Origin of the sequence: Pseudoalteromonas umbrosa (genome assembly GCF_030125375.1) — a bacterium.
Classification (GTDB): domain Bacteria; phylum Pseudomonadota; class Gammaproteobacteria; order Enterobacterales; family Alteromonadaceae; genus Pseudoalteromonas; species Pseudoalteromonas umbrosa.
The window spans coordinates 540,152-554,682 of record NZ_JASJUU010000003.1; the positions used below are offsets into that span (position 1 = coordinate 540,152).

11 protein-coding genes are annotated in these 14,531 nt (G+C 40.1%); all 11 read left to right on the forward strand.

The features are described 5' to 3' along the window. Position 1 precedes the first annotated feature (1 nt). The 11 genes from QNM16_RS12290 to asd all read left to right on the forward strand — a co-directional run bounded on the left by QNM16_RS12290 (position 2) and on the right by asd (position 14,450). Positions 2 to 763 (forward strand): basic secretory protein-like protein, encoded by a 762-nt coding sequence (locus tag QNM16_RS12290; protein ID WP_284020752.1) that lies wholly within the window; start codon positions 2 to 4, stop codon positions 761 to 763. A gap of 177 nt (positions 764 to 940) precedes the next feature. Next, a complete protein-coding gene (locus QNM16_RS12295; protein WP_284020753.1) occupies positions 941 to 2,830 on the forward strand; it encodes a methyl-accepting chemotaxis protein in 1,890 nt (629 codons plus the stop codon). Positions 2,831 to 3,015: 185 nt separating this feature from the next. Beyond that, positions 3,016 to 3,768, forward strand: coding sequence for a DUF3450 domain-containing protein (locus QNM16_RS12300; protein ID WP_284020754.1), 753 nt, complete (start codon positions 3,016 to 3,018; stop codon positions 3,766 to 3,768). Between the two features lie 60 nt (positions 3,769 to 3,828). After that, entirely contained in the window at positions 3,829 to 5,148 is a 1,320-nt protein-coding gene (locus tag QNM16_RS12305) for a MotA/TolQ/ExbB proton channel family protein (RefSeq protein ID WP_417709974.1), read from the forward strand. Between the two features lie 2 nt (positions 5,149 to 5,150). Then, entirely contained in the window at positions 5,151 to 5,678 is a 528-nt protein-coding gene (locus tag QNM16_RS12310) for a MotA/TolQ/ExbB proton channel family protein (protein WP_063361693.1), read from the forward strand. Positions 5,679 to 5,696: 18 nt separating this feature from the next. Further along, positions 5,697 to 6,107, forward strand: coding sequence for an ExbD/TolR family protein (locus tag QNM16_RS12315; RefSeq protein ID WP_039610430.1), 411 nt, complete (start codon positions 5,697 to 5,699; stop codon positions 6,105 to 6,107). Positions 6,108 to 6,116: 9 nt separating this feature from the next. Then, positions 6,117 to 6,722, forward strand: a complete 606-nt coding sequence (locus tag QNM16_RS12320) for an energy transducer TonB (protein ID WP_284020756.1) — start codon at positions 6,117 to 6,119, stop codon at positions 6,720 to 6,722. A 20-nt stretch (positions 6,723 to 6,742) separates the two neighbouring features. Then, on the forward strand, positions 6,743 to 8,047 hold the full coding sequence (locus QNM16_RS12325; protein WP_284020757.1) for a tetratricopeptide repeat protein: 1,305 nt from the start codon (positions 6,743 to 6,745) through the stop codon (positions 8,045 to 8,047). 174 nt (positions 8,048 to 8,221) lie between these two features. Beyond that, positions 8,222 to 9,868 (forward strand): hypothetical protein, encoded by a 1,647-nt coding sequence (locus tag QNM16_RS12330; RefSeq protein ID WP_284020758.1) that lies wholly within the window; start codon positions 8,222 to 8,224, stop codon positions 9,866 to 9,868. 80 nt (positions 9,869 to 9,948) lie between these two features. Continuing rightward, positions 9,949 to 12,663 carry a TonB-dependent receptor plug domain-containing protein gene (locus tag QNM16_RS12335; protein WP_284020759.1) on the forward strand — a complete coding sequence of 905 codons (2,715 nt, stop codon included), beginning with the start codon at positions 9,949 to 9,951 and terminating at the stop codon, positions 12,661 to 12,663. Between the two features lie 677 nt (positions 12,664 to 13,340). After that, positions 13,341 to 14,450: an aspartate-semialdehyde dehydrogenase gene (gene asd, locus QNM16_RS12340; protein ID WP_284020760.1), complete on the forward strand. Its 1,110-nt coding sequence runs from the start codon at positions 13,341 to 13,343 to the stop codon at positions 14,448 to 14,450. Positions 14,451 to 14,531 lie beyond the last annotated feature (81 nt).

The window sequence follows — 14,531 nt, forward strand, 5'->3', positions numbered from 1 at the left end:
CATGAAAGTGAAAACTGCAATTTCTTCGCTTGCAGTGGCTATGGGCCTTATGGTCCATAGCGCATCAGCGTTAGACAAAATTGATACCGCAATAAAGCCAATCCAGTTTCAAGCTGACATTGCGTGGCAGCAGTTTCCTCTGCCGAATGTGCAAATCAGAAACTTCAGCAAAGAAACCGTGCCTGTTTGGCAGCACGTCAATGTCCATTTGATAAAGCAGATTTCTTATAATGTTGCACGTATTTTATATAGTGAAAAACAGCGTGCACCAAAACTACCATTATTGGAGATCATCATAGAAGATATGGATGGGGTTGCTTATAAAGAAGGCAACTTCGATGGGGCTAAAATCCATATCAGTGCGCAGTATCTCAATAGATTCGCGCAAAACAATAGTGCACAGGCACTATATGATGAGTTAATCGGGGTGCTTTATCATGAAATTGCCCATGCGTATCAGCTAGATGATCATAATTACCAAGAGATAGGGCCAATTATTGAAGGAATTGCTGATGTTGTGCGCATGAAAGGCGGTTATGTCGACTTTGAACACCGTAAGATGGGTGGGAATTACGACACAGGCTATAAAACCACTGCGTTTTTCTTGCATTGGTTGGAAGAAAATCATCACCCTAACTTGTTGGTAGAGCTAAACGCCCAATTAGATCCTTCTGATAACAAAAAATGGAGTTGGAAGAGCTTTTCATCTGAGATGGAAATTAACCTCGATACAGCTTGGTCAAGTTATCAAAGTAAACTCTAATTTTAGTTCTTTTTTACTATATCAAAGGCAAGTCTAGCTTGCCTTTTTTATTGCCAATTAAAAATAATTCAATAAATTTATAATATAAAGATAAAAACTGCCGATAACAGGGGGACAAACTCGTAAAGATTTGATACAACCTACTTAGTAGTAGATAAGAAAAACAACAGGATCTGCATGTTTAGCGCCTTTAAATTTACCACCAAAATCACACTTGCGGCCTCGGTCGTACTTGTTATCGTTTTAAGTCTATTTACAGTGAATAACTTTGTCTTGATGCGTTCCCAAACTCAAGATCAGTTAACACTTGTATTGCAAGAAATTTCTCAATCTGTTTCACAAAATATTGCTAATTGGCTAAATGACCGTTTAGACATCGTTCAGTCTGTTGCTGATGGCCATTTGAAGTCTGACAGTAACGAAGATGTTCGCCGAAGGTTGCAAACAGCTGCTGCGGCCGGTCATTTTAAAAATACATTCATTGGCACCCCAGATGGCCAGTTTGTATTAAATGATGCTTCTATTGTGCTGCCAAGTGATTTTGATGCGACAACGCGCCCATGGTATCAATTAGCTATGCAAAAGCGTGACACGGCCTTTACTACGCCTTATACAGATGCGACAACCAATGAGTTGACGATCACTGCCGTGGTTCCTGTATATAGCAATGGCGTGTTATCTGGTGCTGCGGGCGGCGACATTGATATGGCGACCATCACAGAAATCATTAATGAAATAGATTTTCTGGGTTTTGGTTATGGCTTTTTGCTCGATGGTGATGGGCGCATATTAAGCCATCCTAACACTCAGATGAATGATAAAAACATGCGTCAACTATTTGGTCAGCAACTAAATCTACAACAAGAATTTGTTGAATTGGAGATTGATGGCAAAGAAAAGCTAGTGTCTTTTGTCAAAATGCATGGCATTAAAAATGTAGATTGGTTTTTAGGCGTGGTGATTGATAAAGAGATAGCGTATTCCTCTATTTCTTCGTTTAGAAATATGGCGTTGATCTACATGTTGTTAGGTGTGGTAGTTATTGTTGTGATGATGCAATTGCTACTCAAGTATCTAATGAGGCCAATGACGCACCTAAACGAAGCGATAAAAGACATTGCACAAGGTGAAGGTGACTTAACCAGACGGCTTGTTGTTGAAAATAACGATGAGTTTGGAGAGCTCTCTAATTATTTCAATTTGTTTGTCGAGAAAATTCACCAAAGTATTTCTAAAGTAAAGAGCACCACAGATGCACTTGAAAGTGTGATGGAAGGGTTGCAAAAGCAAACCCAAGAAGCGCTCGATATTTACACTGAACAAACAAAGCGTACGGACAATGTTGCAACTGCGATAAACGAGTTATCTTCGAGTGCGATTGAAATTTCAAATAATGCTAAGCATGCATCGGAATTAGCAACTGGTGCCAATAATTTATCTGATCAAAGTCAATCAGCATTAAACTCTAATATTGAAGAAATCGGCGCTCTAAGCTCTAAAATGCAAGAAGCCCAGTCTACCATCGACGGACTGGATAGATTAACGTCGAGTATCGGTCAGGTACTAGAAGTTATCAAAGGTGTGAGTGAGCAGACAAACCTACTTGCGCTTAATGCTGCGATAGAAGCTGCACGCGCTGGTGAAGCGGGCCGAGGCTTTGCGGTTGTTGCAGACGAAGTAAGACAACTTGCACAGCGTACTCAGGAGTCCACGCAAGAGATTGAAAATACAATTGGTGAGTTGCAACAAGGCTCTGCTTCTGCGGTAGCTGTCATGAAACTGAGTATTGAAGACTCTAGTGCAAGTGCAGAGCAAGCACAGTCAGCGGGTACTAAAATGCAAGAAGTATCGCACGCGATAGAATCAATCGATGGCATGAACCATGCGGTGGCAAATGCCACACAAGAACAAAACACCGTAATACAGTCCTTAGATGGGGACATTCACGGCATTAGCGATTTATGTGTTCAAGGAAGCGCAAGTTTGCAGCAGACATTGGATGAATGCAAAACGTTAAAATTGCAATTTGATGAATTAGAACACATGATGAATAAATTTAAGGTATAACAATTAAAGGGCTGCATAATGCAGCCCTTTTTAATATTGAATTAATTAGTATAAATCCCTTCTTTAAACTTATATTACACCTGTCACAGTAATGTATTAATTGCGCAACACGGTTGTCATTTTTCATATTTAAACTGCACACACTTCAAAATTGGAACAAGCAAATATTATAAAAGGTGTGTGAGATGAAGTGCGTTAACCAATTGCTTTTAGCGGGCGTGTTTGCAGTAGCAAGCAGTGCGCAGGCAAATGATCTCAATCAAGTAATAGACTCTAGCTCTGCCATTAACAAATCAGCGCTAACTTCTCAAAATAAAATCGATGCGATTTCAGATAATATGCAGTCTCGTCTGCAGCAATTTAGAACGCTTAATAAGGAAATTGAAGGTCTTGTTGTCTATAACAGCCAACTAGAAAAGCAAATTAATAATCAGCTTGAAGAAATGGCAGCTATTAATGCGTCGATGGATCAGGTATCAGTCATAGAGCGCCAGATCACGCCGTTGATGCTACGTATGATTGCAGGTCTTGAGCAGTTTGTCGCATTAGATGTGCCTTTCTTATCAGAAGAGCGCGCGAACCGTATTGCGACGCTAAAAGCAATGATGGACAGAGCCGACATCACTTCAAGTGAAAAATTCCGTCGCGTGTTAGAAGCATATCAAGTAGAAGTTGAATACGGTCGCACAATAGAAGCTTATTCAACACTTATTACTATTGATGGACAAGAACGTGAAGTAGACATGCTGCGCATTGGTCGTCTGGAGCTGTTGTACGTGACTAAAGACGCTGCAAAAGCTGGCAGTTGGAATAAAGAGTCAAAGCAATTTGTCGCTCTGCCTAACACCAACATTAGCCAAATCAATAAGGGTGTTCGTATTGCTCGTAAGCAACTTGCCCCTGATATGTTAACACTGCCAGTCCAAGCTGCTCAATAAGAGGTATAACTAATGAGCTTTTTAAAATCATTTAGCCGTAAAGCATTACTTGTATCTTCAATGGCATTAAGTACATCTGCATTTGCAAATGAACCGATGGATTTAGATACGCTACTTAAAACGTTAGAATCAGGGCAAGCTGCACAGACTCAGCAAAATAAGCAGCGTGAAGCTGAATTTAGATCTCGCGAAGACCAACAAGTGAGAATGTTGAATTCACTTGTATCAGATCGTAATAATCAGTTAAATCGCTCTGAGCGTATGGAAACCCAGTTTGAAGAAAATGAAATTAAATTAGGCAACCTAAGCGATACGCTATCTAAGCGTATGGGCTCTTTAAAAGAACTTTTCGGTGTTTTGCAGCAAGCGTCAGGTGATGCAAGTTCTAAATTCAGGACGTCAGTTGTCTCTGCAGAAATTCAAAATCGTAGCGATGTGATGGATGAAATGGCCAAAAAAATGGGCTCTACTTCTAAACTCGCATCGATAGAAGACATAGAAAAGGTATGGTTTGAGCTTCAGCGCGAAATGACCGAGCAGGGTAAAGTGTCTCGCTATAACACTGATGTCATTGTTGCAGGTGGTGAGAAGGTTAATAAGGAAGTTATGCGTGTTGGTGCATTTAACCTAATTGCAGATGGCAAATACCTTACCTTTAACCCTGAAACAAACACAATTTCAGAATTGACTCGTCAGCCTGTGTCTCGTTTCCAACAAAGCGCGGCTGATTTACAAGGTGCAAGCTCAGGTAATGTTGACTTTGCGTTAGACCCAACGGGTGGTTCAATTTTAGGATTATTGGTTCAAGCACCAAATAGAAAAGAGCAAGTAGAGCAAGGCGGTGTGGTTGGCTACGTTATTTTAGCTGTCGGTGCACTTGCACTATTAATCGCACTTGAGCGTTTTGTATCACTCATGTTGATAGGCGCTAAGATCAAACGTCAGCTTAAATCAGATGTTGCGAAGGATGACAATCCGCTTGGCCGTGTAATGAAAGTCAAAGAGCAATACCCAGATGTCGCTTATGACACCTTAGAGCTAAAATTAAGTGAAGCAATTCTGCGCGAAATGCCAAAAATTACACGTAACTTAACGTTAATTAAGATCATCTCAGTTGTCGCGCCATTACTTGGTCTATTGGGTACTGTAACCGGAATGATCAATACTTTCCAAGCAATTACTTTATTTGGCACGGGTGACCCTAAACTCATGGCTGGTGGTATTTCGACAGCACTTGTGACTACGGTACTTGGTCTTGTCGTCGCTATCCCAACGGTATTCTTATACACAGTATTGAATACACGTTCACGTAACCTGCTTCTTATCCTTCAAGAGCAAAGTGCAGGCATTATCGCAGAGCGAAGTGAAAAGGGAGCGTAATCATGGTGCTACTAGTAGATGCTATCACCGCACTACAAGAGTTCCTTGATACGGGTGGCCAGGTTCTCCTGGTCATCGCAGTAGTCACCTTTGCTATGTGGTTACTTATCCTGGAGCGCTTTATGTACTTTTTTGGTAAGTACAGAGGCTATAAAAAGCAGACGGTAAAAACTTGGCAAGATAGAGCTGAAAGAAACAGCTGGAATGCAGAGCAAATTCGCCAAGCCATGATATCTAAAGCAGGTATTGCGCTAAACAGTAACTTACCTTTTATCAATGTGATGGTTGCGCTTTGCCCTTTACTTGGCCTACTCGGCACCGTTACAGGCATGATTGAAGTATTTAACGTAATGGCAATTACAGGTTCAGGCAGCGCACGTTCAATGGCTGCAGGTGTATCAAAAGCCACCATACCGACAATGGCTGGAATGGTAGCGGCACTATCAGGTGTATTTGCGTCTACATATTTGCAGCGTAAAGCGAAACGAGAAGTTGAGCTTTTAGAAGATAAATTGCTGTTAGATCACTAAAGAATTTGAGGTATAAAAATGAGAGCCCCTCTAGCAAAAGTTTTTCAAGAAGAAGAAACCGAAGAAATTAACATGACGCCGATGTTGGACGTTGTATTCATCATGCTTATCTTCTTCATTGTGACAGCTTCATTCGTTAAAGAAGCAGGAATAGATGTTAACCGACCCGAAGCAGCAACAGCCGTTAAAAAGCAGCGTGCGAATATTCTGGTTGCGATTTCAGACAAAGGGGAAATCTGGATTAATAAACGACAAATTGATATTCGTGCTGTTCAAGCAAATATCGAGCGTTTGAAAGCAGAAAACCCGCAGGGCAGTGTTGTCATTCAAGCTGATAAAAAGGCAACGACTGAAATACTAATTAAGGTAATGGATGCGTCAAGAGCGGCAGGTGCGTTTGATGTGTCTATTGCTGCACAAGAGTCCTAAGGGAAGAAAATGCGTTACATAATTGCATTATTAGTTGCTGGTGTCGTTACATTCTTCTTGTTTCTTGGTATGCAGGCTTTGATCAATGGCGGTCAAGGCGCTGCCACTGAGCCTGTTAAAGGCAACGTCCTTGATTTTGTGAGATTGAAAAAAGAAGAAACGATTGAAAAGAAAGAGCGCAAGCCTGAAAAGCCACCAACACCTAAAGAGCCGCCCCCACCAATGGATGCGCCACAAATGCAGGCGAACAACCTAGATGCAGCAGGTGCGAGTTTTGATTTCTCTGCAAATGTAGATGCTGACGTAGATCTAGCAGGTGGCTTGGCACTAGAGTCAAGCGATGGTGAATATTTACCTATTGTGAAAGTTGCACCTGTTTATCCAAGGCGTGCACTTTCTAGAGGAATTGAAGGGTTTGTCATCGTTGAGTTTATAGTAACTAAACAGGGCACAGTGCGAGACCCAGTAGTTGTGCAAGCTGAGCCAGAAAATATCTTTAATCGCGCTGCAATGGATGCTGCACTGAAGTTCAAGTATAAGCCGCGCGTTGTAAATGGTGAGGCTGTTGAAGTGGCTGGTGTACAAAATAAGATCACCTTCCAAATTAATGGTTAGTGAAGTTAGGAGTTTGTATTATGAAATTAATCAAAAATATACTGGTTCTTAGTGCGACGACGTTAGCCATTAATGCTTCTATCAGTATGATCTCTTTAGTGCCAGAAGTATCGCTATCAAGTGCGTATGCTGCGACTAAAACAAAGCGTGTGCCAGCATTGAGAGAGAAGGTATATAGCCAGCTAGCTAGAGCCCAAAAGCTTGCTGATGATGGCAATGTACAAGAGGGTCTTGAAGTATTAGATTCAATTAAAGCACGTTCATCGAGCATGAACTCCTATGAGGTTGCCATGATGCATAACTTCTATGGTTTTATTTATTACAATGAAAACCAGCTAGGAAAAGCGATTGAATCTTTTGAACATGTAGTGGCTGAGGACGCGATCCCTGAGTCATTAAAATTATCAACGACGTTCAGTTTAGCGCAGCTTGCAATGGCTAACGGGGATTATGCTAAAACTGTCTCTTATTTAGATGATTGGAAAGCTTTAAATACTCAGCCGGTTAAAACCAATTATTATACACTGAAAGCGCAAGCTTTATATCAGAGTAAATCATATAAAAATGCGCTTGAAAATATTAATATTGCTATTTCATTAGTTGAATCTAAAAATGAAGTGCCAAAAGAGAACTGGTTAGTACTTCAACGCGCTTTATATTATTCATTAAACCAACCTACTGATGTTGTAAATACGTTAGAAAAGATGGTTAAACTTTTTGATAAGCCTCAATATTGGATCCAGCTTGGAGGTATGTATGGTGAAGTTGGAGCTGAAGAAAAGCAGCTTGCTATTTTAGAAACTGCCAAACAGCGTGGATTTATTAAAACAAAATCTGAAGTGCTTCAGCTTTCTCAAGTTTATTTATACAATGGTTTACCATTTAAAGCTGCGCAAACTTTGCAAGAAGGTATAAAGAATAAGGTAATCGAAAATACCGAAAAGAATTTATCTTTTATTGCAGAGGCCTACGTGCAAGCGCGTGATGAGAAAAAATCAATCGAGTTTTTCAAATCTGCTGATAAGCTGGTGTCTCATGGAAAATTTCAACAGCGGCTTGCAGAAGTATATATTAATCTAGAGCACTTTGACGAAGCAGCTGACGCTGCAAGGGCTGCGCTTGAAAAAGGTGGTCTTACTTTTGAGTCAAATGTATACGTCGCGCTTGGTATGGCTCAGTATAACTTAGAAAATTTCGATGCATCTATACTCGCCTTTGAACAAGCTGAGAAACATAAGAAGTCAGCAGCATTAGCACGGCAATGGATTAAGTATGTAAAAAATGAAAAGCTTCATAAACAGAGTTTGAAAGAATCTTTAATGTAATTTATTATATATATTCGCAACACCAAAGCCGCCTTCGGGTGGCTTTTTTATTTTAAACTTATTTTATTTTGTCATTTTAACTTATAAAAACTGTCACCCATTTGTAACACGTTAATTCTATTCTGGCTCCATTAAATAAATACAGTTATAACAATTATATCTTTGGAGACCAACATGAACCTTTCTGGTTTATTTAAAGTAAGCTTAATTTCTTCTGCTCTTGTCCTAGCTGGTTGTGGCGGCGGCGACATTAATATCACACCTACTACTAATGACAATCACGTAGACAACTCAGTTGAAAGTCCGGTCGTTGTTCCAGATACAGGCAATAACGGCGGCGATAATAGTGGTGATAACGGCGGTGATAAAGTTGTAGAGCTTCCATGTGCCAGTTATACAATGGACGGTACTCCTTTTAAAGGTGACCAAGACGGTATTCATTGTAAATACTCTCAAGCGTTTGCAAGCAACGCTAAGAGCATCTCTTCCTCTTTCTTACTTGAAGCATTACCAAATGGCGGCGCACATATATTTGAAGGTGCATTATTCATCGGTGATGATGTTGATACATCAAAAGGTGGCTCAATCGACCTTGACGGCCCTACTTTAACCATCGAAGCAGGTGCAACAATCGCATTTACTAAAGCTGAGAATTTTGTACGTATCGGTCGCGGCTCAAAAATCCATGCTGTTGGTGAACTTGGCAACCCGATCACATTCACTTCAATTAAAGAAATAGATGGTGATGCAGAAACAGTACCTGCTATGCAGGATTGGGGCGGTATCCAAATCAATGGTTTAGCTACAACAGTTGAGTGTACTAAAACTGAAGCTGAATCAGGCATGTGTAACGTGGCAGCAGAAGGCGTTGTTTCATATTACGGTGGTAATAATGATGCAGATAACAGTGGCTCACTAGAGCACGTTGTTGTTAAGTATGCAGGCAATGGTGTTGAAGGTGATGAGCTAAACTCTATCACTTTAAATGCGGTAGGTTCAGGTACGAAAGTGGATTACATTCACATTCACCAAGGCTATGACGATGGCATCGAACTATTTGGTGGTCAAGTGAACATCAAGCACATTGTTGTAACCGATACTGCGGATGATGGTATTGATTGGGATACTGGTTGGAAAGGTAATGGTCAATTCATTCTAGTTCAAACACTCAACCAAGGTAACCACGGTTTTGAGACTGATGGTGGTAAAAAAGACCCTACAACGGATGCAGGCGCAGACAGAGCAACAACAGTTTCTAATCCAACAATTGCTAACGCGACAGTAGTGAGCAACGGTATTAAAGGCCCTCGTGGTCACGGCGCGGGCATGGAAATGAAAGAATGGGGTAAAGCTCAACTTCATAACATGCTTTTCGTAAGTAAAGGTACTGAAGCTGGTTCTGCATGTTTTGACCTTTATGACAAAAATGAAGGCTCTGGTCCTGTAGGTGTTCATGCAAATGCAAAGGCTGGTGACATTAAGTTCCATAACTCAATTTTTGCTTGTGCATATAATTTTGAACCAGAAAATATCGTGCTAGACGGAGATCTAGCTGACTTTGATATCGAACAGTGGTTCACAGAAGATGGTAACCAACTAGTTGGTTTCAGCGCGTTTGAAAACGTACTTGGTGCTGATTTAGCAACTACTAACGGTACAATCAAAGACAAAGATGGTAACAATGTTGTGGTTGAGTCATCAAAACTAAGTGAAACGAATTCATTCTTTACTGATGTTACTTATGTAGGTGCATTAGGTGAAGATGAGACGGACACAAACTGGGCAAAATTCGTAGCACAGTCAATCGAACGTACAAAATAATCTAAGCCACAAAAGAAAAACTTGAAGGGCGCTTTAATGCGCCCTTTGTGAATCGATATTTTGGTTTAGAGGAATTACAAATGAAACCAATCAAAGTGTTTAAAACAAATTTGATAACGATTTCTTTGCTTTCTCTTTTAAGTCCTTTGTCCACACAAGTTATGGCACAAGAGACTGCGCAAGAAATTGAAGAAGTAGTCGCGGTAGGAAGCCGCTTGAAAGGTAGTGCGAGCGCCGTCATTGAAGAGCGAAAGAATCAAGCTTTTGTCGCAGACATTATGGGCGCAGAACAAATTTCACGTACTGGTGATAGTGATGCGGCATCTGCACTACGTCGTGTTACAGGTCTGAGCCTGGTAAATGACAAGTTTATTTATGTTCGTGGTTTAGGTGAGCGTTATTCAAGTGTGCGTTTAAATGGTGCGCAAGTACCAAGCCCGGACCTTACGCGTAACGTTATTCCATTGGATATTTTCCCATCCAGCATTATTGAGTCATTGGCAGTACAGAAAGCTTATTCTCCTAATATGCCTGCAGCGTTTGGTGGTGGTGATGTCAACATTCGCACTAAGAGCATACCTAATGATCGAATAATAAAACTAGAAGTTGGTTTGACACATAAAGATACTAACAGCACTGGTTTTGTATATAACGGTAGTGACGACGATTGGTTAGGCGAAGACGATGGACTGCGCGCAATGCCAAGCACAATGAATGCGGCGCTTAACAAATATATCAACGGTATTTCGGATATCTCAGTTTTAAATATTCGTGATATTGAATCAAAAGAGCGTGGAGAAGCTATTTCTCAAGACGAAGCGATCGCCATCAATAAGTCTTTAACTAAATCACTGCACCGTGATTTCGGTATGGTTGAGAAAGACTTGGACCCGGATTTTGGCGCAAAGCTCGTTTATGGAGATAAGTTTGATAACGTTTTTGGCTTTGATGGCGCTTTAGGTTTCTTGTTCTCAGCTGCCTATGATCATGAATGGTCTCATAGTAAAGGATACTCTGCAGTTCTATCTTCGGTAGATGTTAAGCCTGAAGATTGTGGAAAGTCAGATTTAGAATGCTATTCCGCTAGAACAGATAAAGAGTCTACTAAGAAAAATGTTAAGTTGAATACTTCGTTTAATCTTGGCTATAAGTTAGATGGTCATGATTTAAATGCCTCTTACATGATGCTACGTGATACCGAAGACGAAGCGTCTGTTTCTCTTTATCAAGAGCCTTCGAAGTCGTTAAGTATTGAAAATGGTGAGATCCAACGTAAGAACTTAACGTCATTTGAGCAACGAGAGCTGGAAGTTATTCAGTTTCGTGGCACACATAATATTGAATATGACTTTATCAAAGGGGTAGGGTTCGACTGGCAATACACGGACTCTACAGCAACAACTGATATTCCAAGTGAGCTTGAGATAACCGCAAGGGACCGTTATACAGATGGTGTTTACACAGATACTTATACAAGTGGCCCATTAGGTGGTGATCCGTTCCTATATCGTTTTGTAGATATGGAAGACAAAGTTGAAAACTACGGTTGGAATTTGTCAAAGGCCTTCTATTTTGACTCTTCAGAAATAGAGTTAAAAGGTGGTGCATATTTTGTAGACAAAACCCGTGAATACAAAACTGATTTCTTTAAATACCGCTTTGGTCCATCAGAAAATATAGTCCTTGCGACCAATGCAAACGAAGCATTGGGTATCGGCAGTATTTTCCGTGATGACGAGCGTGTTGATAATACAGAAATTGAGATCCTTTTCCAGGAACCAACCGCTGATGACTATATAGCAGCACAAAAAATTGATGCCTACTATGGTAGCTTTGATTACGTATACGCTAATGATTGGCGCTTTTCTGGTGGCTTGAGATATGAAGACTTTAGACAAGTAGCGCTTGCATTCTCTCGCTCCGTTTTCGATGCTGATTTATTGACTGATAAATTAAGTGGTGAATCAATTCAAAAAGCTTCTGTAATGGAAGACGAGACGTTCGGTTCACTGTCTATGACATATAGCCAGCCAACTTATCAGATCAGAGCTGGTTGGGGTCAAACGATTGTAAGACCAGATCTTCGTGAACTAACGCCAGTTCAATATCAAGATCCGCTAACGGATTATAGAACACTAGGTAATCCAACACTACAATCGAGTCATTTAGATAACTTTGATGTGCGTGTGGAGTTTTACTTTGAGAGCGGTGATAACTTCTCTGTCGGTGCGTTCTATAAAGATATCGATAAACCAATCGAAGCCCAGCTAAACGAGAGAGACGGGCGTTTTACTTTAGAGTTTGAAAACGCTGATACGGCATATGTATACGGTCTTGAAGCTGAGTGGCTGGTTGAGCTTTCGTCTGATTTCTTAGGTGGTGCGTTCTTCACCTCTGGTAACTTAACAGTAAGTGATTCAGAAGTAGAAATTTTAGAGAGTGCTAGAGGGGACTTAACGAATCTCGAACGTCGTATGACAGGCCACTCTAAGTACGTTGCAAATTTGCAGTTGAACTATGACTCCCACGATGGGAATCATCAAGGCTCGGTTATTTATAACGTATTTGGAGACCGTATTCTAGCGGCTGGTGTAAATGGCTTTGATGATGCTTATGAGCAACCAATCAACTCTTTGGATATAGTATATAGCTACTATCCTACTTTTAGCACGACAATGACATTCAAAGTCAAGAACTTGCTTGGTCAAGATTTTGAGGTTGAACAAAATGGTGCTTTGATCCGCTCAAAAGAAACGGCACAACAAGTTAGTTTGGACTTCTCTATCGAATTCTAATTAACTATTTTTACTAAGTTAAGGCCACTTTATTAGTGGTCTTTTTTATTTTTGTCAAAATAAAAATAATTACCTTTTAATAGTAGTATATTTATTTTAAATTTTATTAAATATGTACCGCTTTTCTACGTCTTAAATTTGAGTCTTGATATTGTTGTTTATAATTAATAACTTTCACGTGAGAAATATTACATTTACGTAAGCGTAAACATATATTAATTTTGGATTTTTTTTATAATCTAGATCAATATTAAGACTGATTTTTACTTGAAAATAGTACTAACTTGACTCATAATAGCTAGCACAAAAAGGTTATCGCATATCCTTACCACATTCAGGTATTTTGTTTACATAAAATAAACATATTACCAAAACAGAGTTCTAGTTTGATGCGCAGCATCAAGCTTGGACGCAACCTTTACATGTTGTATCCAAACCCCGCATCGCGGGGTTTTTTTATATAGCACAAAGTATATTTCTCTTTTGTTAAACTGTGCTTTAATTGCCTCGCTTTTAATCTGTTCTTCATTCTGTCATTTGATTTCCAATGTTGTGATATGAGTTATTTTTTAGTTACCTTAAAAAGTACTAGAGGTGATTGATTAATTTTGATAGGTTAGACGTCTAGACGTACCCCTCACGCAATGAGTAATTTTAAATTAATAAAGGGTAATGTAATGAATAGTGTAGGATTTATCGGCTGGCGCGGCATGGTTGGTTCAGTGTTGATGGAGCGTATGCAACAAGAGGGTGATTTCGATCATCTAAATGCGCATTTTTTTACAACCTCTCAGTCAGGTCAGTTAGGCCCTGACTTTGCGGGAGAAGCCAAACCGCTTAATAACGCATATGACATACCTGCTTTAAAAGAAATGGACATTATCGTGTCATGCCAAGGTGGTGACTATACAAAAGAAGTATATCAACCGTTAAGAGATGCTGGTTGGCAAGGTTATTGGATTGATGCTGCTTCGGCATTAAGAATGTCCAGTGATAGTATCATTGTACTTGACCCAGTTAATAATGATGTTATTCAACAAGGGCTAGAGCAGGGCGTTAAAACATTTGTAGGTGGCAATTGTACAGTTTCTCTAATGCTACTTGCACTTGGTGGTTTGTTTGAAAAGGATCTAATTGAATGGGTTAGCCCTATGACATACCAGGCAGCCTCTGGTGCTGGTGCTCGAAATATGAGAGAGCTTATTACCCAAATGGGTGCTATTCATAGCAGTGTCAGTGCACAATTAGATAACCCGTCTTCAGCAATTTTAGAAATTGATAAAATTGTTGCCGATAAACTCAAAGATGATTCTTTACCAAAGGATCAGTTCGGCGTGCCGCTAGCCGGTAGCTTGATCCCATGGATAGATGTCCCTATGGAGTCTGGTCAGAGTAAAGAAGAATGGAAAGCCGAAGTAGAAGCCAATAAAATTCTAGGTTCGGTTAAGCAGCCAATTCCTGTAGATGGTTTGTGTGTTCGTATAGGTGCAATGCGCTGTCATTCGCAAGCAATGACCATTAAATTACGTGAAGACATAGAAGTTGGTGAAATAGAGCGAATCCTTGATGAACATAATGAGTGGGTAAAAGTTATTCCAAATGAGAGAGGGATTACGGAGCAAGAACTTACACCGGTTAACGTGACTGGCTCCTTACATATCCCAATTGGTAGGATTAGAAAGCTATCCATGGGTGAAAAATATATTAGCGCGTTTACTGTTGGTGATCAGCTACTTTGGGGGGCTGCCGAGCCTTTACGCAGAATGCTTAGAATCATTACTGGCTAAACATCTAATCGCCTAGGTATATTGTTGCTTAGGCGATTCTTTATGTCATTCCAAAATATCTTTTGTTGAAAGTTTTATGTT

Coding starts and splice junctions, on each gene's coding strand:
- QNM16_RS12290 (WP_284020752.1), top strand. CDS start 2: ATGAAAGTGAAAACTGCAATTTCTTCGCTTGCAGTGGCTATGGGCCTT.
- QNM16_RS12295 (WP_284020753.1), top strand. CDS start 941: ATGTTTAGCGCCTTTAAATTTACCACCAAAATCACACTTGCGGCCTCG.
- QNM16_RS12300 (WP_284020754.1), top strand. CDS start 3,016: ATGAAGTGCGTTAACCAATTGCTTTTAGCGGGCGTGTTTGCAGTAGCA.
- QNM16_RS12305 (WP_417709974.1), top strand. CDS start 3,829: ATGGCATTAAGTACATCTGCATTTGCAAATGAACCGATGGATTTAGAT.
- QNM16_RS12310 (WP_063361693.1), top strand. CDS start 5,151: ATGGTGCTACTAGTAGATGCTATCACCGCACTACAAGAGTTCCTTGAT.
- QNM16_RS12315 (WP_039610430.1), top strand. CDS start 5,697: ATGAGAGCCCCTCTAGCAAAAGTTTTTCAAGAAGAAGAAACCGAAGAA.
- QNM16_RS12320 (WP_284020756.1), top strand. CDS start 6,117: ATGCGTTACATAATTGCATTATTAGTTGCTGGTGTCGTTACATTCTTC.
- QNM16_RS12325 (WP_284020757.1), top strand. CDS start 6,743: ATGAAATTAATCAAAAATATACTGGTTCTTAGTGCGACGACGTTAGCC.
- QNM16_RS12330 (WP_284020758.1), top strand. CDS start 8,222: ATGAACCTTTCTGGTTTATTTAAAGTAAGCTTAATTTCTTCTGCTCTT.
- QNM16_RS12335 (WP_284020759.1), top strand. CDS start 9,949: ATGAAACCAATCAAAGTGTTTAAAACAAATTTGATAACGATTTCTTTG.
- asd (WP_284020760.1), top strand. CDS start 13,341: ATGAATAGTGTAGGATTTATCGGCTGGCGCGGCATGGTTGGTTCAGTG.